This window comes from Oleiphilus sp. HI0067 (genome assembly GCF_001635735.1).
The window spans coordinates 1-20,632 of sequence record NZ_LWFI01001033.1 but is presented as its reverse complement, the minus strand read 5'-3'; the positions used below and the strand labels follow the sequence as shown (position 1 = coordinate 20,632).

The window sequence follows — 20,632 nt, the reverse complement described above, 5'->3', positions numbered from 1 at the left end:
CACACAAGACCAAGGACATAAAGATGAAAAAACTGATTACTCTTGTTTCAACCTTATTGGTGTTGGCTTCTTTTTCTATGATGACAAAGGCAGCTGACACACTGGCTATTGTAGTCTCCACCTTAAACAACCCTTTCTTCGTGACGATGAAAGACGGCGCTGAAGCCAAGGCAAAAGAGTTGGGATATAAACTCATCGTGCTCGACTCACAAAACGACCCAAGCAAGGAACTATCGAACATTGAAGATTTGACGGTTCGTGGGGTGAAAGCAATCTTACTTAATCCAGCAGATTCAGACGCGGCGGCCAATGCTATTCGCATGGTTAATCGCGCCAAAATCCCCGTGTTAACCTTGGATCGTGGCGCTTCGCGCGGAGAAGTCGTCACTCATATTGCCTCTGATAACGTTGCTGGTGGCGAAATGGCTGGGCAGTTTATTGTTGATAAAGTTGGTGCAGACGCAAAAGTGATTCAGCTTGAAGGCTTAGCAGGTACTTCGGCAGCGCGCGAGCGTGGCGAGGGCTTTATGAAAGCGGTTGAAGCTAGCAACATTCAACTTCTCGCTAGCCAGCCAGCAGACTTTGATCGCACCAAGGGGCTGAATGTGATGGAAAACTTGTTAGCAGGCAACCCTGAAGTACAAGCAGTATTTGCTCAGAATGATGAGATGGCATTGGGTGCATTAAGAGCGGTGCAAGCGGCAGGCAAAGACGTATTAATTGTTGGATTTGATGGAACAGACGATGGCGTAGCGGCTGTAAACCGCGGCCTATTAGGTGCAACTGTCGCTCAGCAACCAGATTTAATTGGATCGCTTGGCGTTGAAATGGCGGTAAAAGCTCTTAACGGAGAGCAAGTAGAGAAAACCGTCGCGGTGCCATTAAAAATTATTTCTAAGTAAGGGATTACAGATGTCGCAGCTTGTTGTTCTGGGAAGTGTGAACGCCGACCATGTATTGCAAGTGCCTTCCTTTCCGCGCCCAGGTGAAACCTTGCTTGGGCGAAATTACCAAGTGATTCCCGGAGGGAAGGGCGCAAATCAGGCAGTTGCTGCGGCGCGCTTAGGTGCAGATGTTTGTTTTATTGCTTCGGTCGGCGATGATACGTTTGGTCAAAATATGTTGGACCGATTTCGTGCTGATGGTATCGACATTTCTAAGCTGCATGTCCAACTCCAAACACCAACTGGCATCGCGATGATTCAAGTGGCTGATAGTGGTGAAAATAGTATTTGTTTATCCGCTGAAGCAAATGATGCGCTGACCGAAGAACTTGTGAATCTGAATATTGAAACGATTACGCAAGCCGATACCTTATTGCTCCAATTAGAAACTCCGATGGATGGTGTTCGACGCGCTGTTCAAGCGGCACATGCTGCCGGAACACAAGTTGTTTTAAACCCAGCTCCTGCACAAGCGTTGGATGATCAATTGTTAGCGTGTGTCGATATCATTACGCCTAACGAAACCGAAGCAGAGGTGCTGACTGGCGTTAGCGTGACGGATGATTTATCAGCACAATTAGCAGCTAATGTGCTTCATGAAAAAGGTATTGATTGCGTGCTAATTACCTTGGGAGCAAAAGGTGTTTGGTTAAGCATGAAAGGTGATGCGGTGGTGAGTGAGTTGATTGCAGGCTTTCGTGTTCAAGCTCTTGATACCACTGCTGCGGGTGACACATTTAACGCGGGGTTAGTGACGGCCATGTTAGAAGGCAAAACGATCGATGAAGCGATTCGTTTTGCCCATGCTGCTGCAGCGATTTCAGTGACGCGTTTCGGCGCGCAAACATCGATACCTGAACGCTCTAAAGTAGACGCATTTATAGACGCGTCTTAATCACATCATCTCACCGCTGTATTAGTTAAGCGACAACCTCAGGTTCTTTTTCTTCGGCGTAGATTTTGACTTGTTCAGAAAATGCATCGCTCAACGAAAACAATTTGTGTGTAAATACTCCTGAGATGACTTCGTTATAGTGACTGAACGACTGCGTTTTCTTCAGAATTTCAATGAAGGTATCAATCGCAAATTGGATCGCTTCTCGTGACTTTTCCTCGGAACATATTGCGTATTGTGTACTAGCATGCAGCAATATCGTTGCGCATTGATGCGCGAGATAATTGAACTTCTGTTGAGGATGTTGGATTGAACTCAATGTGAGTGCAAGCACATTCAACTCTTGCAGCAGAGCATGCTGAAGGTCATACAGTTGTGCGCCAGCTGCAGGAGATTTTTTTGTATACCAACCGCACGGTATGGGGCTAATTCCTTCTTCGATAATCAAATCAGTGTTCGTCGGGAGCGGATGGTTCGTTTCAAAATCTTTAATCTGACAACGAATGTTATTGTTCGTTTGATTAATGTCTATTTCGCCAAGCGTATTGGTCAGTGATGGCTGTCCATGAGATTCGCCAATATCACTATGAAGCGTGTAGAGCTGCGAATATTTAGAGGCCAAATAGTCTAAGTAGTTTTTCTTTAGCTGCCCTTGCTCATTGACATAGATACCAAGATTCAACATGTAGTCCGGCGTTAAGTTACTACGATAAATAGTAAAACCAAATTTGCCATTTTCGTAATTGAGAATCTTTCCAGCAGCGATGAAGCTAGGACAGTTTAAGCCTTTCTCTTTTAGCTTTTCATTTTCTAGTGCTTTTCTCTCGGCATGATACAAGCCAGTGTTGTATTCCAGTGTGCCTACGATTGATCTGTTAATAGAACCTTTGATTCCTTCATCGCTGAAGTACTGTGTCCCGCCTGCGGGGTTCCCGCGTTCTTCTTGGTATTCGCCATAAAACTCACCTAATAAAGGGTCTTTAAGAACGAATGTGGTGTGATCTTCGGTGGGACTAATAAGGCCTAAACCACCAATAAAATATAACTGACCACTTTTAGGGTCGAAGATTGCGAGGTTCCGCGAAATATTATTCTTCTTAGGGCGATCACAAAGAATTAGTTCGGCCTTTTCAAGTAGAGACGGGTCGCCTGTTTTAACGAAAGATAAGAGTATTTCCTCAGTGCTTCCCGGTTCAAAATCAACGAAATCCTTGCTGAGCTCAGCGTATTCATTCAACCCGTATTCTTGTTCGATTTGATACTCGGAACGTTCGCTTTTTAGGGTGTAGGGAGCAAATTTAATGATTTCGTCTTGTTCATTGATTTTGCAGTGAAGCCAAGTCGCTTGGTTTTTCTTTTCTATTGAGAACATCTTATTTTTCGTCTTATTTTAAAAAACTGCATTATATGAATAGCTTTGCCTCGGTGATGGTACGAGTGTCCCAAAGTAACACCAAGCTTGCATTCATTCACATTTCAAAGCCAAACAATACTCGCCCTAAAACAAGTCAAAGCCTGATTTTTCCCTATCAGTTTACGAGCGCCTGTGGTGCGTTTGGTTCGATCTTGCTCTCACTTATATCTGTTCAAAAGTATTAAATTCGAAATAAACGTATGAATGATAAGGTAATGTCGATGCTGCCAAGGGCTGAGTCGTCATTCACTTTGTACACGTAGACCTTATTGTCATCTTTACTGCTTACATATAAATGGTTTGAGTCGACCGCAATGCCACCCGCTTGCACGGCAGGAATCGTGAAGAAGTTGATGATGCTTGAATTACTTTTGTCAATTCGATGAATTTCCGTATCGAGTATGCCGACCTCACCAACAGCGGCGATATATACATATTGGTTGTCCGCAGTGAATCGCCATTCAACGGCATTGATTGTTGTGAGTGTTTGGATGTTTGTGGTGTCTGATATTGGCATGGTCAGCAGACCAAATGGATCTTTTACATAGAGTTGATCGTGATCCATAAACACATCGCCAATAAATATAGAGCCGTTAACCGAGGCGACGTGATAAAAATTATCGGTAATTTGTCCGTTCGCAGTTTGATAGAAATTAAGATCTTCCATGCCATCAGAAGTCATGATCGCGCCGTTTAAATTGAAACCAGAGAAGTAGTTGTCGGGTTTTTTCGTCGAGACGACTTTTCGTTCTTTTAATGAGTAACTAATTAGTTCTGTATCGAAAGCGCTATTCTCGGCATAGGCGAACATATATTGGTTATCGATGCCGAAGCGAGAGACAGGAGAGCCAATATTGTATTCCACTGGATTAAGCAGCTGCACGCTTGTTGCAGATGCCGAACCATCATCGACGAAGTTAAACTGAGAAGTAGTAAAGCCAAAATTGCCCAAGGTGACAGCAGAGGTTCCATTACCGTTACTTGTGGATTGGTCGTGAATGCTATGCCCTGTTGATTGACGATCACCGGATCTAGATGAGCTTTAGCAAGCGGTAATGAACATAATGCTAAGTATTACAGAGATAAGTCGGGCAGTTGATTGGGTGAAATGCATACTGATTTACTTCTCACGACAAAATACAAAATAACCGTTTCTGGCATGCCAATGAGGGTAGTCGTTCAATAAATGCTCTGCATATATGGCTCTGTAAAATTTAGTAATGACGGAATTGCATACTGTGTAAGGAGTAAGTTAATAGGATTTTATAACTCCGTTCTAAAGCGCGCTGAATAATCGTTGCAGGCCCGCGTAAAGCAGCGATCAGCCGTTTCTCTCAATTTTCTCTTTTCTTCACCTACTTACTTATCTTTGTGTTTCGCCTTAGTATTAGCGCCAGATAAAAATTAAAACTCGCTTCAACTAGGGTAGTTTCATGCCACAAAAAATTCTTGTCACTGGTGCGTCAGGCTTTATTGCTGGGCACTGTATTCTTGATCTTTTAGAACATGGTTACCAAGTGCGCGGCACTGTGCGTAATCCCGATAAAGTTCCAGCACTTCGAGCCATGTTTGCGAAGTACACAGACAAGGCCGATAGCATTGAATTTGCGCAAGCAGATCTTCTTAGTGAAGACGGATGGACAGAGGCTGCGCAAGGCTGTGATGGTTTGTTTCACCTCGCGTCGCCAGTTCCGCTGCAACAGCCGAAGAATCATGAAGAAGTCATTCGTCCCGCTGTAGATGGCGCTTTAAATGCTTTAAAAGCGGCAAACAATTCCGGTATTAAACGCGTTGTGTTGACCTCATCGATTGCTGCGGTGATGTTTGGGCATAAGGAAAAGCATCGTACTTTCTCTGAGGCAGATTGGACCAATGTAGAAGCGACCGATGTGGCCTATTACAAGAGTAAAGCCTTAGCTGAAAAAGCCGCGTGGGACTACGTAAAAGATACCGATATTCAGCTATCAACTGTCTTACCTGCTTTTGTATTAGGGCCTGCACTGGAGAGTGACTACGGAACCTCGTTACAACTAATCGTAGAATTACTCAGCGGCAACTACCCAATGGTGCCAAAGATTGGCTTTGAGGCTGTTGATGTGCGCGATATCGCGACGTTGCATCGCTTGGCTTACGAAAAACCAGAAGCGGTAGGCAAGCGATTTATTGGCGCAAACGGTTGGGTGATGTTTAAAGATGTTGCCAAGACTCTCAAGGGCGCTTATCCCAACAATAAAGTTTCTACTTTTGAATTGCCTGAGCTACTGTCAAATCTATTGTCTTATGTGGTGAAGGACATGGAGATGGTGAAAGGAGAGGGGGGTAAAACGAAGAAGGCAGACAACTCTGCATCACTATCGCTTGGTTGGACGCCTCATACTGCAGAAGATGCGATTCTTGCTGGTGCCGAAAGCCTAATCAATTTAGGTGTTGTTAAAGCGAAATAGTTATTCCTTTGGCGGAGTGATTTGCTCCGCCTATTCTGATCAGGGTGAAGTGGAAACTATCGCAGAGACATGCCCCGACACGAGTGTAAATTCAACAGCGTCTCCCACCTTAAAGCCGTTCAGCTCAACGTAGCAATCGTATTCACTGCCGTCTTTGGCTTTTAAGAAAACATGATCGATGGTGTCGCCGTATTTGTCGTTCGCCAGCTCAATCCCTAAAAACGCACCTGTAACACCTGCAATCTCTTCGCCTGTGCCACCACCAATTTGTCCACCAATAAGCGCGCCTAAGAATGCACCACCAAAACGTTTTCCAAACGTGGCTTTCGTATTTACTTCTTTGATATTCACAACTGTCCCAGTGAAGCGTTCAATCTCAGGACCCGCTTCCAAATGATCGCTCGGAACAACTTGAGAACCAGTACTGCACGCTACAAGAAAAAGTGAGATCAGCAGTGTGATAAGAATTTTCTCATAATCGGATTCCTTGTTAATGAGCTATGCATGGATGCTCAAATAGCCATCGATAAACATTTGTATTCCGATGACACAAAGAATAAGCCCCATAAGCCGAGTGATAATGTTGAGCGCATCCTCGCCTAGTGCTTTTAAGATTTTGCTACTTGAAATGAAGCAAGCCAATGTCACGAGAGACAGCAGAAAAAAAGCGAAAACGGTAATAAGCGCTTCTTCCCAAGAACCCATTGAGTAATTCATTGCAGTGGCGATAGTGCCGGGCCCTGCAAGTATTGGAACTGCTAATGGTGAAATGGAAATGTCATCAAGGGACGCCTCTTCGTTGTTATGCAGATGAGAGCTTTGCCCGTTCAGCATGTGATATCCAATGATGAAGATTAGAATCCCCCCGGCCAGCCTGAAGGCCGTAATTGAGATGCCAAACAGCTCAAACAAAGATTGTCCGAGGATTGCAAATGCGCTCACAATGATGAACGCGAGCATAATCGCTCGTTTTGCAGAACCCACTCGTCTTTCATCACTCAAGTGCTCACTGAGTGATGCGAAAACAGCTGTATTGGCGATGGGGTTCATGATTGCAAAAAAGGCCATGAAAACCGATATCGTATGTTCTAGTAGCGCGCTCATTTCAGCCTCTTTTGAATTATCTTTATTCAAGAGTAAGAAGTTTTGGTCTTTAGATCTAGCCATGCTTAGCTGTTCTTTTGATCAAGTCCGTTGTTTGACCATAAAAATAAAACTTATGTACTTAACTAACTAACAAGGTGATTACGAACAGTAGTAACCTTTTTGCCTAGTTTTATAGCTTTGTTTTTAAGGTACTGTGTTTTGACTGAAACTATTTATTCTTCTCTAATTCTTCCTTGTGGCCAAGTGATCAGAAATCGCATTGCAAAAGCGGCAATGGAAGAAAACATGGCCGATGCCGATGGTAATCCAAGTAAACAGCTGTTGGGTTTATATAAACAATGGTCACTTGGCGGAACGGGTTTGTTGATAACAGGGAACGTGATGGTAGATGGTCATGCGATGACGGGACCAGGAGGCGTCGTACTAGACGCAAATGCGCCGCTTAAGCCTTTTAAACAATGGGCGCACATAGCGCAATTGAATGACACGAAAGCGTGGATGCAGATTAATCATCCTGGCCGACAGGTCTTTTCGGCTCTGAAAGGAAAAGCCTTGAGTCCTTCAGATATTCAGGTTGATTTAGGTAAACGCTCAAATATGATCGCGAAACCTAAAGCGCTCACCGAGGCTGAGATTGACGACATTATTCAACGCTTTGCATTGACGGCAAGTCGCGCTGAAGAAACGGGTTTTTCGGGTGTGCAAATTCACGCCGCGCATGGCTACTTGATTTCTCAGTTCTTATCTCCGATAAGCAATAAACGACAAGACCAATGGGGCGGCAGTATAGAGAACCGTTCTCGTATGTTGCTTGAAACCGTGCGTACGGTGCGTGCTGCTGTTTCTGATCAGTTTGCGGTGTCGGTTAAACTCAATTCCGCTGACTTTCAGCGTGGTGGCTTCTCTGAAGATGATGCACGCTATGTGATTGAACAGCTCAATAATGAAAAGATTGATTTAGTTGAGTTGTCTGGTGGTAGCTATGAAAGCCCTGCCATGCAAGGTCGTACAGCCGATGGACGAACACTTGCTCGTGAAGCTTACTTTTTAGAATTTGCCGAAGAGCTAAAACAAGTTGCCCAGATGCCATTAATGACGACAGGCGGTATTAAACGCAAACCAGTGGCAGAATCGGTGCTTGAGGCGGGTATCGATATGATTGGTATCGCGACTGGTCTTGCTCTAGAGCCGCGCTTGCCTGATATTTGGAAAACCGATCCGAATAAAACGGTCTCGATGCCTGAACCAAACTTTAGCGATAAGGCGATCTCCGCCTTGGCGACCATGGCGATTGTTCGCCGACAGTTGCAACGTCTAGGCAAGGGCAAAGCACCTAAAGCCGATGTTTCACCGCTGTTTACTCTAATCAAAGATCGAGTGCGTTTTGCACGCATGACGAAGCGTTATAACGCCAGAATCAGCGCTTAAAACCAAAGGTTTTATTGAAGCGTATGCTCTACATGACTGCCAATGATAATAAACTAAGGACTGGCCTCATGAGTTCATCGCATCTTAAGAGCATCTCGTTTTTCTTTTTCTGCTTGTGTCTATTTATATGGACCTCCACCACGGTAGCTGATGATCGTGGTGCGGAAGCAAACAAATGGATGCTTTTTAGCAACGGGCCGATTCTTACTATGGAAGGGAAGTCACCAAGCTTCGTGTAAGCGCTCGTCGTCAAAGATGGTGTGATTGTTTTCGTCAGGGGATCTTGAGCAAGCAAAGACAAACTTTCCCGAGGCCAGTTCACGAGACCTGAAAGGAAAGCTTTTGCTTCCTGGGTTTATTGATCCTCATAGTCATTTTGGAATGATGATTAGTGCGATAGGGCAAGCCAACGTGGCGCCACCTCCGGCAGGAACGGTCACTAATTTCTCAGACATCATTGTCGCCTTAGAAAACTACCGCGATGCATTCGGTATTAAGCTGAGCGAGTGGATATTTGCATGGGGCTATGACGAAACCCAACTAGCTGAAGGCAAGCACATCACCAAGATAGAGCTAGATAAAGCATTTCCGAATAATCCGGTGTATCTCCAGCATGTGAGTGGTCATATGGGTGTGGCCAATTCTGTGGCATTGGCACAAGGTGGTATCGATGAGAATACGAGAGATCCGATTGGTGGAAGAATTATTTGCTTCGACGATGGCAAAACGCCGACTGGCCTCGTTCAAGAAATATCAATGTACTATTTTGCAGGCAAGGCTATCGAAGAGTTTCAAGGCAAGAAAGCTGAGTTATTCCCAAAAGCACAGGAGCACTATTTGTCTTTTGGTGTGACCAGGGCACAAGATGGCATGACAGACCTTCTTAGCATGGCATTTTTCAGGAGTCTTGCTGCAGAAGAAAAGCTCGATTTTGATCTTGTGACACTGCATGGATATGCGAGCCTGAAGAACGATGATCTTGAATTTAAGACCTATAAGAATGGGCTCAAGGTTCAAGGTATAAAACTGATTGGTGATGGTTCGCGACAGGGCAAAACGGCTTACTTCACTCAACCATATTTAACGTCAGTATTTGGATGCGAAAAAGACTGTGTAGGTTTTCCTCATGGTCCACAGGATGAGTTGAATCGACTAATTGGCTTAGCCTATGAGAAGGGTATTCAGATCTTTGTGCATGGGAATGGCGATGCTGCCATCGACATGGTGATAAGAGCACATGAAGAAGAGTCGAAGCGTCTTGGTCAACCATTGGATGCCGATCGCAGACCGGTCGTTGTGCATTCGCAGTTTGTGCGTGAAGATCAGTTAAACAAGTATCGTGACTACGGTATGTTGCCTTCGTTCTTTACGAATCACGCTTTCTTTTGGGGTGATGTGCATCGCGAAAACTTAGAAGATGAACGCGCTTTTTTTCTTGAGCCCCATTCATAACGCTCACGAAAAAGGGATTCAGTTTACAAACCATTCAGATGAAATCGTTACGCCGATCAATCCAATGCTAGGTGTTCACAGCGCGGTAAATCGGGTAGCGCGTTCAGAAGCAGTGATCGGCAAAGATGAACGTGTTAGTCCTTATGTTGCGTTAAAAGGTGTGACTGAACATGCGGCATACATGTTGTTTCAAGAAGATACCAAAGGCACTCTTAGTGTCGGTAAACGTGCCGATATGATCGTCCTTGACCAAAACCCTTTAGAGCTTTCACCGGAAATTCTAAAAGACATTCAAGTTTTAGAAACGATAAAGGATGGTAGAACTGTCTACAGACGGGCCGAGTGATAGATAAAACCCTCTCTCCAAACGCATGATTTAATTGCGTGTCACCTAAGGTCTAACCGAGCTTTTGTGTTTTAATATCTTTTCTAAAGTTTTCGCTATATTGGAGTGAAGAGATGACGTTTGAAAGCGCATTGGCATTTTTCTTTGCGGTTCTTGTCTTTGGTGTCACACCAGGGCCAGGTGTATTTGCGTTGATGGCAAAGGCGCTTGCGCAAGGTTCTCGCTCTTGTTTTGCTATGGCTCTAGGCATGACGATCAGTGATATTTTATATCTAATTGCAGCATGTTTAGGTTTGGCAGTGATTGCTTCTAAATGGAGTGAGGTGTTTACCGTCATCCGTATCGTTGGTGCGGTGTACTTGGTATATCTCGGTTGGAAGATGTGGAATGCACCCCTTGTCTTAGACCCTGAAGATTCGACCGGTCAAAAACGGAATGCACTCGCAAGTTTTATTCAAGGCTTTTTGATTTCTGCCTCTAACCCAAAGGTGATTCTGTTTTACATCGCCTTCTTGCCAACCTTTATGGATTTGACGGTGTTAACCGGTGCAGATATCGCTCTGGCATCTGTTCTGACGCTTTTTGCGTTGATGATCGGAATGATGTCGATTGCGATCTTTGCGGCAAAAGCGCGCGAGTGGTTTAAGTCTGAACTGGCTGTTAAACGTTTGAATCGTAGTGCTGGCTCCATGATGATGGGTGCCGGTGCATTTTTGTTTGCGAAGAATTAGTTAGGGACTGACCGTTTACGTGGATGCCTTAGAGCAACAACTACTCACTATTGCTGGATCGCAGAGCGTTTGTTCTGTTGAAGAAGTACAGAGCCTATGGAGTGGCTATGGTGCTATCAAACGCTATCGATTTGATGGTGGAGAGCTACCCAGTTTGATCGTCAAACACGTCACTCTTCCCGATGATATTGCGCACCCGCGAGGATGGAATACCAATCGATCGCATGAACGCAAAGTGCGTTCTTATCAAGTTGAAACGAATTGGTATAAGCATTTTGCTGGGCAATGTGATGACTATTGCCAAGTGCCTCGAACGTTCCCTATTGATGAGTCGAAGCTTGATCCTGACGCTGAGTATTTGATCATTCTAGAAGATCTAAATGCCGTGAGTTTTTCGCGACGTTTTGACTCATTAACTTATCAACAAATGCAGCCATGTATTCAATGGCTTGCTAATTTTCATGCGCGATTTATGGGTGTTCAGCCACAAGGCTTGTGGCCGTCAGGTACGTATTGGCATCTTGAAACGCGTCCCGATGAATTAGATGCGCTGGATGATCTGGCGCTAAAACGTGCTGCTGGAGCTATTGATCAAAAGCTCAAAGCAAGCCCTTTTCAAACACTACTTCATGGTGATGCGAAGCTAGCGAATTTCTGTTTTTCTGAAGATGGGGCAAAGGTTGCGGCGGTTGATTTTCAATATGTCGGGGCAGGGTGTGGCATGAAAGATCTAGCTTACTTCATCGGTTCATGTCTCTACGAAGATGACTGCGAAAAGTATGAGGCAGCCTTACTTGATGATTATTTTTTGGCTTTGGCTGACGCGCTTGATCGATACTCTGCAATGCATTTGGCGCGATACTCTGTACAAGAAATCGAAGCTTCATGGCGTCCTTTGTTTAAGTATGCGTGGGCTGATTTTCATCGCTTTGTGAAAGGTTGGAGTCCCGGTCATTGGAAAATTAATTCGTACAGCGAACGCCTAAGTAAAGAGGTTGTAGATGAACTTAACTGAAGCTGATTTACTGCATTTACTTGAGGTCGCCTGTGATGCAGCCCTGGCTGCGGGAGAGGTGATTGCTGCGGGTGCTACGCGTGAAATCGATGTACAGCATAAAGACACAGGCGGGAGTTTGGCCACGCAAGTCGTGACCGAGATTGACCTTAAATGCGATGCCTTAATTCGAAGCAAGCTGGCTGCAAGTGCAGAACGCTATGATTTTGCACTGCTTACCGAGGAGACTGAAGACGATGGCGCTCGACTCGAGAAAGATTATTTCTGGTGTGTTGACCCTCTAGATGGCACGCTTGCATTTACTCGAAAAGTGCATGGTTATTCAGTTGCTATTTCTTTGATCTCTCGACAGGGCGAGCCAGTGATTGGCGTAGTGTACGACCCAGTTAAGCGAGACCTGTATTCTGCTGTTAAAGGACAGGGCGCATGCTACAACGGAAAGCCTTGGACGCTCAGTGCTAGTGCTCCTGACACAGGGCAAATCAAGACTTTAAATGTTCAATTGGACTGCAGTTTTATAGAGAGTGAGGCCTTCGCGCAGGCTTGGCAAAAGCTTGAACAGTGGGCGGAAAATAAAGGCTATAACGAGGTTGAGCGCTTTAGCGATGCCGGCGGTGTGATGAGCGCGATTGCTGTTCTGCAGACTCCATCATCGACCTATTTTAAACCGCCGCGTGTCAAAACTGGTGGTGGCAGCGCATGGGACTTCGCCGCGACTGCCTGCATCTTCAGTGAGCTGGGCGCTTACGCCAAAGACTTTTCTGGTAAAGACTTTTTCTTCAATCCTCCCGGTAGTACCTACATGCATCATTGCGGCGTCATGTTCGCATCGAATGAACAGATAGCAGAGTTGGCTGATTATTTAGGGAATGAACCGTATTAGCGGAGTAGTGGAGAACAAATCATGATGCAAGATTTTATTCTCGTTTAGCTTCCCTTAGTTAAGTCATCATGAGGAATATGGTCGATAGGCGTGTTGCCTATCGACTGATCAATTTGAAGAGCTACGGACATACTGACAACTTAATTAAAGAACCGGTTCTGCGATGGCTGCTTCACTATCCGCCGAAGCCTGTGTTGTCTTCGTTGCTGGTGACAAAATAATATCAGCCGCTTTTTCTGCAATTGCGATTACAGGAGCGTTGGTATTGCCGCTGGTGACGGTTGGCATGATTGACGCGTCAATGACGCGCAGGTTCTTAATACCGTGAACACGCAATTCACTATCTACCACGGCCATCGGGTCATGACCCATCTTGCAGGTTCCTGATGGGTGATACACCAAGCCTAAACGGTCCTTACATTTTTGCAGGAGCGCTTCATCTGATGTGACGTCTGCTCCGGGGTGAATCTCTTCACCTCTGTGCTCATCAAAAGCTTTGGCTTTGAGAATGTTGCGCGCTACTTTTATCCCGTTGACCAAGGTCTTAATGTCTTTCTCTTGGGTTAGGAAGTTGAAATCGATTTTGATTGGCATTCGCGGATCAGCAGATCGCAAACTGACAGTGCCGCGACTTTCCGGACGTAAAACACAGACATGCAAGGTATATCCATGCTGGCTGAGTAAGCGTAAGTCACGCCCGCAATCATCAAACAATAAAGGCACAAAGTGCATTTGAATATCAGGTACTTCAACTTCTGGGCTAGATTTCAAAAACGCGCCAGCCTGTGTGATTGAATTAGCTAGGTTTCCTTTCTTCGAACCAAAATACTTAAAGACATCGGGAAGCATTTTTAACAGGCCGCTTGGTGTGGTGGAGAACCCGTCTTTTTTCTTGCTCTTCACTAATACGCAAGCATCGACATGTTCTTGCAAGTTTTTACCGACACCAGTAAGGTCATGTACAACTGGGATGCCATGCTGCGCTAACTCTTCTTTATCGCCAACTCCAGAGAGCATAAGAGTCTGTGGTGAATTGAACGCACCGCCACATAACAAGACTTCTTTATTGGCTTTCACCTCATGACTCACACCATTTTTCGTATATGCGACGCCTACAGCAGTTTTACCTTCGAAGAGGATCTTATCGACAAAGGCTTCACATTCCACAGACAGGTTATTTCGATGAAGTGCCGGTTTTAAGTAGGCACGTGAGACGCCACAACGTTCACCATCCTTGATCGTAAATTGGTAATAGCCTGCACCTTCAAATTGTGGTCCATTGAAGTCATCGGTAACCGGATAGCCCGCTTGTTCAGCACCTTTTATAAAGCAGTCATTTAGCGGGTAGGCACTGTGAGTATTCGATACATATAAAGGGCCTTTGTCGCCATGGAAGGCATCGCCGCCGCGCTCATTGGTTTCTGATTTCTTGAAGTAGGGCAGCATATTGTCAAAGCCCCAGCCCGGATTTCCTTGGCTTTCCCAGTGATCATAATCAGAGCGATGTCCTCGAATATATACCATCGCATTCACTGCGCTGCTGCCGCCCAGTGTTTTGCCGCGGGGACAAAAAACAGGTTTACCATGTCGAATGTCCGGAACTGGCTCAGAGTCGTATAGCCAGTTATATTTGCGGCTATACATGAAGTAGGCAAAGGCACCTGGAATCTTGATCATTGGTGTTTTGTCTTCGGGACCGGCTTCTAAAACGAGTATCGAATTATTTGGGTCTTGAGATAATCGATGTGCTAACACACTCCCTGCGGATCCTGCACCGATGATGATGTAATCGAAATTATTGTTATTCATGTGGCTACCTCATTCGTGACGAAGTCGTCTTATAGGGTTGTATTCGTTTTTTCTCGGTTCTTTGATTAGATAGCTTAATAAATAGTTAGGCCTCTTAGACATGTTCGATCTGGAAAACTTGTTTGTTAATTTCGGACATAGGTCTTATGCTCTTAGCCAAATAATAATATTGATAGGTGTTCACTATGGATGTCCGTCATTCGATCATCGGCTTGGTGGAAATGCTGAAATGGATGGAGTCGAAGGGCCATGGTCGATCAACACTGCTAGATAATACTGGTATTGAAGAATCGCGTTTGGCGAATCCAAAAGAGACTGTTTCATCAAAAGAAGAGTTGCAGTTTTATCGTAACTTATTATCTGCAGCTGAAGATTCAAATGCTCTGCTTGAGGCAGGATTCAACTTAAATCTACCGAGCTATGGTGTATGGGGACTTGCGCTGATCAGCAGCTCTACGTTCGGCAAAGCAATTGATCTTGGAATCCAGTTTATTGACTTCACCTATACCTACAATCGCATTGTATTGGTTGAAGATAATCAATATTCCGGCTTGAGAATTTCACAGGCAAGAGATCTTGGTGATCTTCAGATGCCCATGATAGAGCGCGATATATCTGCGTCCTTCGTACTATTTCGTGTTTTGCTGCAAGATGAATCGCCGGTTGATGAAATTCGTTTTTCGGGCCCGATGACAAAACCCTTATCGTATTACGAGTCCTTGTTTTCTTGTCGCGTTTTGTTTGATCAGCCACATAATGAAATTCTGTTCTTCAGTGAAAAATTGCACAAAGAGCTACCCCAGCATAATGAATTGGCGATGCAGTTATGCATGGAGCAATTAGAGAAGATTAGACCTCAATTGAGAGAGGAGGTCAGCATCGCAGATCAAGTCTTGGCGTATTTGTCTTCTACACCGCTTTATCGCGCCGATATGGAAGAATGCGCGGCATCACTGACTATGAGTTCAAGAACGCTTCGACGAAAATTAACGAATGAAGGGGAATCGTATCAAAGTATTTTGGATACGTTTCGAAGTGAACTTGCTGCTAAATATTTGAACAGTACAAATATGACGCTAGAAGAAATATCAGAACGCCTAGGATATAGCGACGCCGCAAACTTTAGCCATGCCTTCAAACGCTGGCATGGCTATTCTCCAAAGTCATTTGGTAATAATAAACACTAGCCCTCAATCAACAGCGGAAGAGGGCACGGTTGTTTTAAATCGGAAGCAACTTTAATTCAACACGACGGTTCTCTTGTCGGCCTTGCGCCGTATCATTCGTTGCAATCGGAGCACGAAAACCTAATCCCTTTGAGTGCACGCGGCCACTCGAAATTTGGCGGGCTATAAGTTGTGCTTTCACCGAGTCTGCACGTTGTTCACTGAGGGTTTGATTAAACGATGCGGAACCTGTTGAGTCGGTATGACCAGTGATTTCAATCGCTGTTTTATCGAACTCTTTTAGCACCAACGCAATAGAATCGAGCACTTCAGAGAAGTTCTGTCGCACACTTGATTTAGATACATCGAAGGTGATCTTGCCGGGCATTATGAGAGTAATTTCATTCCCATTTCGTTGAACGCGTACTCCGCTGCGTTCGAGTTTTTTGCGCAATTGTTCTTCTTGCTGATCCATATAATAACCGGCACCACCTCCGGCTAAAGCCCCAGCAGTTGCCCCAATTAAAATGCCTTTCTTTCTATCACCTTTGCTAGACGTCGCAGCGCCGATGACTGCACCACTCACCGCACCAATGACACTACCTAATGTTGCGTTAGAGGTTTTTTCTTCACCCATGTAAGCATCGCGCGTTGCGCAGCCTGTGATGATGGCGAATGCCAATGAAGCGACGAACATTTTGAATACTACTTGCATACTTCTTCCTAGTTATCAGAGACCTATGTTTACCCTAGATTGCTCCAAACTGCTTTGCAGGACTTTTCTGGTTAATTTGAACGAATAGGTGTTCTATGGAGTATGTGCTTGACGCCACGATTTATCTGAGGTTTGAACGTTTCTCAAAACGCTAATCAAGTAGAGATGCTTAGTTGAGTTTGCAATACACTAAGCCAAAACAAATAGTAGGACGTGATACGTATGCCGGTTTATGCACTCAACCTTTTCAATATTAAAGATGCCTCTGAATACAAAGCCTACGCGCGACGATCAGCGAAAGAGATTCAGTCGCATGGTGGGCGTGTTGTCTCGCTCGGAAAATTTCGTGAATCTATACAGGGCGATATCTCTCCGCGCACGGCGATGATATTGGTTGAATGGGAAACTAAAGAAGCCTTTGATCATTATCGAAATGATCCCGCGCTAGCAGATTTACATCCACACAGAGTGAATGGAACTGATCAATATATCTGGCATTTGTTTGATAAGCTGGACGATTTAAGACCCTTGCTAAGTCATGATCAGACTTAATGACTGCCAAGCAATTCTTTAATTCGTCGCGCCAACCACTCAGGTTTCTCCATAGGAAAGAAGTGATTCCAATCTGTAAGTTGTTCGTCCGTAGCATTTGGCAGTAACTCAACAAGATCATCTCGTGTTGGGGAGAACTCAAAGCTTAGTGGATGGTCATCCTTGCGTTTAGCGCGAGCGCGAATAATCTGCGTCGAAGTGTTGATGTCTCTGATCTTATCTAAAAGTAGATCAGACCCTAAATTGCGATATACACAAGCTTCTAGGGATGGTGTGCAGGCGAGACTGTATCCGCTATCTTTTGCTACTGGCTTCAAGGCTTGATTGCAATAATCGATGAGTACTTGTTGATCCCAGCTAATAAAAGGCGCTTTCCCTGAAAATACCTCGTTCAGCTCTTCTGACGATTCCCATTCATTGCGACGTCTTGCAACGGGATGGTCTGTCATTGATTGTAGAAATTGCAGTGCGTTTTCATGCAGTACTACAGGGTCTAATAGCAGCAGTTGATCAAAGGCTGCAGGGTGGTCATGTGCGATAGAGAGCATTAACTGGCCGCCCATCGAATGGCCTACACCGAGTGCATTTTTAATCCCTAATGTGTCGATAATCTCTGCTAGCCAATGCGCAGTTCTATCCCATTGAAACTCATCATTTGGATGCTCGCTTTGCCCATGTCCGGGAGTATCAAAAAGGTAAACTGGGTTTTCGAGGTGTTTTACCACCTCATACCAAACCGCTTTGTTAAAGCCCGTGGCATGCAGAAACACGATGGGTTTACCTGTTCCCTCACGATAGTCGTAGCGAATTTTTAAGCCAACAATGACAGTGGTTCTGGTTGTTGGGGGTGCTAGCTCGATGATGCTCGACATAATGTTGTAGTTTTTGATTACATGTTATTCCAAACCGAACATTATCCTTATCACTTTGCTCGAAGAGCAAGTGATATCCCCATCTGGAATGGTCATTTTCATTTTTTAGGTCGTATTAGAAGCAGCTAAGGTTTAGTCTTAGTGCGCTTACGAAGCCTTCTAATAATTATAAAATTTGGAGTAGACAATGGCTGTTGGTCTGAATCTTCTTTTCTTTGCCTTCTTGGCGGTGATTCTCGGGACATCTCAAAGTAATCTATATGACATGCTGGTATCGAATGCGATTGCCCAGGGCGTGTTGTTTTTCTGCGTGGTCGTAATTCCATTTTTGATCACCAAGCGAATGTCTTTCGTTGATATTGCATGGCCTTTTGGGGTCGCTTTAATTGGCGCGCATATCTTGATGATGGGCGATGCAGACCCTGTGCGAAAAACTGTGGTCGGTGCGGTGTATTTGTTTATCGGATTGCGTATGGGCTTAGGTGCTCTAACCATGGCTAAAACCACGGGTGTGATCTTCAAATATGAATTCCCGCGTTACGATTATCGCCGCACTATGCTTGATCAGAGCGGTTCCAAATTCACGAATGCACACATGCTGGGTGAGGCCGTCGTACAAGGCTTTGCCAATATGACTGTGTTGGCGGTTCCCGGTTTCTTAATTGCGACAAGCACAATTGAAGGAATTAGTATGTGGGAATATGTTGGGCTCGGTCTTTGGGGCTTGGCTTATCTTTGCGAATCTGTCGCTGATGGGCAGAAGATGTATTTTATCTCAAAGAATCCAAAAGGCGTTTGCAATATAGGTTTGTGGAAGTATAGCCGTCATCCTAACTACTTTTCTGAGTGGTTAGTTTGGACGGGGATTGTCGTTGCGACTGTGCCATCTTGGTTGGCGATTCAAAGTGTAGAGACGCCGTTAGTTTGGATTAGCTTAGGTATCTGCGCATTGTTTGCATCGGTAATGTTGTACATCACTTTGGTATACCTGACTGGCGCAAAGCCAGCGGAGTATTATTCTGTACAACGCCGAGCGGGGTACAAGGAATACCAAGACACAACCAACATGTTCTTTCCGTGGTTTCCTAAAAATAGATAGACTTTAAAAAGTTGGGGGCAAAAAATTAGGGTCAGAAAAGTAGTCTGACCCCAGTTTGATACAGCTTATTTCGCGGCTTTAAATGCTGACCACATGCGTGAACCTGCGCGGTCATAACGCGGGCCATTAATCGGTGCAGGGAAGAGTTTGTCGAGCACCGCTTGTGGTGGGTAGATTGATTCATCCTCTACGATTTCAGGATCGATAAATTCTTTTGATGCCGGTATCGCATTCGGGTACCACACATAATTAGTGATATCCGCCATAACCTTTGGATCGATCAAGTAGTTAATCAGTGCATGAGCGTTATCTACGTTGGGTGCATCTTTAGGAATCAGCATTAAATCAAACCAAATTGGAGCACCTTCTTTAGGAATGATATAAGCGATTTCAACACCATTTTCTGCTTCTGAAGCGCGATCCATGGCTTGCAGAATATCGCCTGACCAACCAACAGAAACACAGACATCACCATTTGCTAGGTCATTAATATAAAGAGAGGAATGAAAGTAGCGAATATTTGGGCGAATCTTTTTCAAAGCAGGCTCTGCCACAGACTTCAAAAGTTTAGCGTTTTGGTTCTGAGAGTCTTCACCAAGGTAATTCAAGACGGAAGGAACAAACTCATCCCATGCATCTAAAATGGTGATGCCGCAGTCGGCCAACTTGCTCGATACTTCGGGATCGAGAATCAAATTCCAGCTATCTAAAGGGAAGTCTTCGCCTAGGCGTTCTTTGACCATATTTACATTAATGCCGATCCCTGTGGTGCCCCACATATAGGGAATCGCGTGTTCGTTGTTTGGGTCTAGGCTTGAGATGATTTTCATGGCTTGAGGGTCGAGGCCTTTTGCATTTGGGATCTTCGAAAGATCTAGCTTTTGATAGATGCCTGCTTGGATTTGACGCGCCATAAAATCGCCAGATGGTACAACAATATCATACCCAGTTCGTCCCGCGAGAAGCTTTGCTTCGAGCACATCGTTGCTATCAAACACGTCATATACAACTTTAATACCACTTTCTTTCTGAAAATTTTCTATCGTATTTTCGGCGATGTAATCCGACCAGTTATAGAAAAATACGTCTTTTTTCTCGGCTACAGCCGACGATGCGAAAATGCCTAGAACGCTAGCGGCAGTCAGTGTTTTTAGTACGTGTAACTTTGCGATCATGTGAGTGGCCTCTCTTTAAATATCACTACAGCATAGTCAAGTTCAGACTCTTGGCAATTACGACAAATAGGTATTGAAGGGCGACCTGAAACATTAGTGAAAAGTTTCTGTAAGAAAAATGTAAATACTGCTGCTTAGACTTCGACTTTTCATAAAAACAGAGTCAGTCCAGTGAAAGTCATTAATCATATTCGCTTCGCAGCATGCGGTGTTTTCATGGCGGTAAGTTCAGGTCTTGCCGCAAATACCGATATTCAATCCTTAGAAAACCTATCGCAAGAACTCGTGGAGATTCGTCAGCAGATTGCTAGTTTGCACGATGAAATAAATTTTTCTAAAGCAAGTTATAACGACCAATTGCACGCGTATTCAAATCAGAAAGCGGATATGAGTGTGAAGATCAGTCGCGCAGATTTGAACCTCAAAGACCTTCAACGTGAGCTTCATAAGTTAAAGGTCGAAAACGAAGAAAAGTTTTCTACAAGTGATCAACTTGCTCCAGTGATGCAGCGTGCCGTCCAAGATCTTAACGATCAAATTGCTCAATCGATACCGTTCAAGCGTGAAGAAAGACTTCAGGCTTTA

The 20,632-nt window shown here is 44.7% G+C and carries 21 protein-coding genes; 13 read left to right on the top strand and 8 right to left on the bottom strand.

What is annotated here, in order from left to right; genetic code table 11:
• Nucleotides 1–23: 23 nt before the first annotated feature.
• Together rbsB and rbsK are read left to right on the top strand one after the other, a co-directional pair.
• Nucleotides 24–902, top strand: coding sequence for a ribose ABC transporter substrate-binding protein RbsB (gene rbsB, locus A3739_RS14055; RefSeq protein ID WP_068478945.1), 879 nt, complete (start codon nt 24–26; stop codon nt 900–902).
• Nucleotides 903–912: 10 nt separating this feature from the next.
• A complete protein-coding gene (gene rbsK / locus A3739_RS14050) occupies nt 913–1,839 on the top strand; it encodes a ribokinase (RefSeq protein WP_068501778.1) in 927 nt (308 codons plus the stop codon).
• A gap of 25 nt (nt 1,840–1,864) precedes the next feature.
• On the opposite strand, the gene A3739_RS14045 is transcribed toward rbsK, so the two are convergent.
• A complete protein-coding gene (locus tag A3739_RS14045) occupies nt 1,865–3,211 on the bottom strand; it encodes a hypothetical protein (RefSeq protein WP_068480967.1) in 1,347 nt (448 codons plus the stop codon).
• A gap of 223 nt (nt 3,212–3,434) precedes the next feature.
• The gene (locus A3739_RS14035; RefSeq protein WP_068480973.1) at nt 3,435–4,205 is read right to left on the bottom strand and encodes a hypothetical protein; all 771 of its coding nucleotides are present in this window, start codon (nt 4,203–4,205) and stop codon (nt 3,435–3,437) included.
• A 481-nt stretch (nt 4,206–4,686) separates the two neighbouring features.
• On the opposite strand from A3739_RS14035, the gene A3739_RS14030 reads away from it, so the two are divergent.
• Nucleotides 4,687–5,697, top strand: a complete 1,011-nt coding sequence (locus A3739_RS14030; RefSeq protein ID WP_068501775.1) for an aldehyde reductase — start codon at nt 4,687–4,689, stop codon at nt 5,695–5,697.
• Between the two features lie 39 nt (nt 5,698–5,736).
• On the opposite strand, the gene A3739_RS14025 is transcribed toward A3739_RS14030, so the two are convergent.
• Together A3739_RS14025 and A3739_RS14020 are read right to left on the bottom strand one after the other, a co-directional pair.
• A complete protein-coding gene (locus tag A3739_RS14025; protein ID WP_068501772.1) occupies nt 5,737–6,090 on the bottom strand; it encodes a hypothetical protein in 354 nt (117 codons plus the stop codon).
• A gap of 105 nt (nt 6,091–6,195) precedes the next feature.
• A complete protein-coding gene (locus A3739_RS14020; RefSeq protein ID WP_231876520.1) occupies nt 6,196–6,831 on the bottom strand; it encodes a MarC family protein in 636 nt (211 codons plus the stop codon).
• A 171-nt stretch (nt 6,832–7,002) separates the two neighbouring features.
• Between A3739_RS14020 and A3739_RS14015 the strand changes: the two genes are divergently transcribed.
• From A3739_RS14015 to A3739_RS13990, 6 genes are all read left to right on the top strand, one after another.
• On the top strand, nt 7,003–8,232 hold the full coding sequence (locus A3739_RS14015; protein WP_068480980.1) for an NADH:flavin oxidoreductase/NADH oxidase family protein: 1,230 nt from the start codon (nt 7,003–7,005) through the stop codon (nt 8,230–8,232).
• Nucleotides 8,233–8,496: 264 nt separating this feature from the next.
• On the top strand, nt 8,497–9,684 hold the full coding sequence (locus tag A3739_RS14010) for an amidohydrolase (protein ID WP_068501769.1): 1,188 nt from the start codon (nt 8,497–8,499) through the stop codon (nt 9,682–9,684).
• Nucleotides 9,668–10,030, top strand: a complete 363-nt coding sequence (locus A3739_RS31175) for an amidohydrolase family protein (RefSeq protein ID WP_197472323.1) — start codon at nt 9,668–9,670, stop codon at nt 10,028–10,030. The genes A3739_RS14010 and A3739_RS31175 overlap by 17 nt, the downstream gene beginning before the upstream one ends.
• Before the next feature lie 113 nt (nt 10,031–10,143).
• On the top strand, nt 10,144–10,761 hold the full coding sequence (locus A3739_RS14000; RefSeq protein WP_068479993.1) for a LysE family translocator: 618 nt from the start codon (nt 10,144–10,146) through the stop codon (nt 10,759–10,761).
• A gap of 19 nt (nt 10,762–10,780) precedes the next feature.
• Complete coding sequence (locus A3739_RS13995; protein ID WP_068479989.1) at nt 10,781–11,776, top strand: phosphotransferase; 996 nt, start codon at nt 10,781–10,783, stop codon at nt 11,774–11,776.
• Entirely contained in the window at nt 11,763–12,659 is an 897-nt protein-coding gene (locus tag A3739_RS13990; RefSeq protein ID WP_068479992.1) for a 3'(2'),5'-bisphosphate nucleotidase CysQ, read from the top strand. The genes A3739_RS13995 and A3739_RS13990 overlap by 14 nt, the downstream gene beginning before the upstream one ends.
• 144 nt (nt 12,660–12,803) lie before the next feature.
• Here A3739_RS13990 and A3739_RS13985 read toward each other — a convergent pair whose 3' ends face one another.
• Complete coding sequence (locus A3739_RS13985; protein WP_068480986.1) at nt 12,804–14,468, bottom strand: GMC family oxidoreductase; 1,665 nt, start codon at nt 14,466–14,468, stop codon at nt 12,804–12,806.
• Nucleotides 14,469–14,653: 185 nt separating this feature from the next.
• Here A3739_RS13985 and A3739_RS13980 point away from each other — a divergent pair, with 185 nt between their 5' ends.
• The gene (locus tag A3739_RS13980) at nt 14,654–15,655 is read left to right on the top strand and encodes an AraC family transcriptional regulator (protein ID WP_068480989.1); all 1,002 of its coding nucleotides are present in this window, start codon (nt 14,654–14,656) and stop codon (nt 15,653–15,655) included.
• A gap of 34 nt (nt 15,656–15,689) precedes the next feature.
• Here the strand turns inward: A3739_RS13980 and A3739_RS13975 are convergent, their stop codons facing one another.
• A complete protein-coding gene (locus A3739_RS13975; protein ID WP_068480993.1) occupies nt 15,690–16,349 on the bottom strand; it encodes an OmpA family protein in 660 nt (219 codons plus the stop codon).
• A 222-nt stretch (nt 16,350–16,571) separates the two neighbouring features.
• Here A3739_RS13975 and A3739_RS13970 point away from each other — a divergent pair, with 222 nt between their 5' ends.
• Nucleotides 16,572–16,901, top strand: a complete 330-nt coding sequence (locus tag A3739_RS13970; RefSeq protein ID WP_068480996.1) for a DUF1330 domain-containing protein — start codon at nt 16,572–16,574, stop codon at nt 16,899–16,901.
• Here A3739_RS13970 and A3739_RS13965 read toward each other — a convergent pair.
• Nucleotides 16,898–17,773 carry an alpha/beta fold hydrolase gene (locus A3739_RS13965; protein ID WP_068480999.1) on the bottom strand — a complete coding sequence of 292 codons (876 nt, stop codon included), beginning with the start codon at nt 17,771–17,773 and terminating at the stop codon, nt 16,898–16,900. The genes A3739_RS13970 and A3739_RS13965 overlap by 4 nt on opposite strands.
• Before the next feature lie 187 nt (nt 17,774–17,960).
• Here A3739_RS13965 and A3739_RS13960 point away from each other — a divergent pair, with 187 nt between their 5' ends.
• Entirely contained in the window at nt 17,961–18,872 is a 912-nt protein-coding gene (locus A3739_RS13960; RefSeq protein WP_068481003.1) for a DUF1295 domain-containing protein, read from the top strand.
• Nucleotides 18,873–18,937: 65 nt separating this feature from the next.
• Here A3739_RS13960 and A3739_RS13955 read toward each other — a convergent pair whose 3' ends face one another.
• On the bottom strand, nt 18,938–20,047 hold the full coding sequence (locus tag A3739_RS13955; protein ID WP_068481006.1) for a polyamine ABC transporter substrate-binding protein: 1,110 nt from the start codon (nt 20,045–20,047) through the stop codon (nt 18,938–18,940).
• 171 nt (nt 20,048–20,218) lie between these two features.
• On the opposite strand from A3739_RS13955, the gene A3739_RS13950 reads away from it, so the two are divergent.
• The coding region (locus A3739_RS13950) for a DUF3450 family protein (RefSeq protein ID WP_156502594.1) at nt 20,219–20,632 on the top strand (414 nt) is incomplete at its 3' end.

Coding starts and splice junctions, on each gene's coding strand:
- rbsB (WP_068478945.1), top strand. CDS start 24: ATGAAAAAACTGATTACTCTTGTTTCAACCTTATTGGTGTTGGCTTCT.
- rbsK (WP_068501778.1), top strand. CDS start 913: ATGTCGCAGCTTGTTGTTCTGGGAAGTGTGAACGCCGACCATGTATTG.
- A3739_RS14045 (WP_068480967.1), bottom strand. CDS start 3,211: ATGTTCTCAATAGAAAAGAAAAACCAAGCGACTTGGCTTCACTGCAAA.
- A3739_RS14030 (WP_068501775.1), top strand. CDS start 4,687: ATGCCACAAAAAATTCTTGTCACTGGTGCGTCAGGCTTTATTGCTGGG.
- A3739_RS14000 (WP_068479993.1), top strand. CDS start 10,144: ATGACGTTTGAAAGCGCATTGGCATTTTTCTTTGCGGTTCTTGTCTTT.
- A3739_RS13990 (WP_068479992.1), top strand. CDS start 11,763: ATGAACTTAACTGAAGCTGATTTACTGCATTTACTTGAGGTCGCCTGT.
- A3739_RS13985 (WP_068480986.1), bottom strand. CDS start 14,468: ATGAATAACAATAATTTCGATTACATCATCATCGGTGCAGGATCCGCA.
- A3739_RS13980 (WP_068480989.1), top strand. CDS start 14,654: ATGGATGTCCGTCATTCGATCATCGGCTTGGTGGAAATGCTGAAATGG.
- A3739_RS13975 (WP_068480993.1), bottom strand. CDS start 16,349: ATGCAAGTAGTATTCAAAATGTTCGTCGCTTCATTGGCATTCGCCATC.
- A3739_RS13970 (WP_068480996.1), top strand. CDS start 16,572: ATGCCGGTTTATGCACTCAACCTTTTCAATATTAAAGATGCCTCTGAA.
- A3739_RS13965 (WP_068480999.1), bottom strand. CDS start 17,773: ATGTCGAGCATCATCGAGCTAGCACCCCCAACAACCAGAACCACTGTC.
- A3739_RS13960 (WP_068481003.1), top strand. CDS start 17,961: ATGGCTGTTGGTCTGAATCTTCTTTTCTTTGCCTTCTTGGCGGTGATT.
- A3739_RS13955 (WP_068481006.1), bottom strand. CDS start 20,047: ATGATCGCAAAGTTACACGTACTAAAAACACTGACTGCCGCTAGCGTT.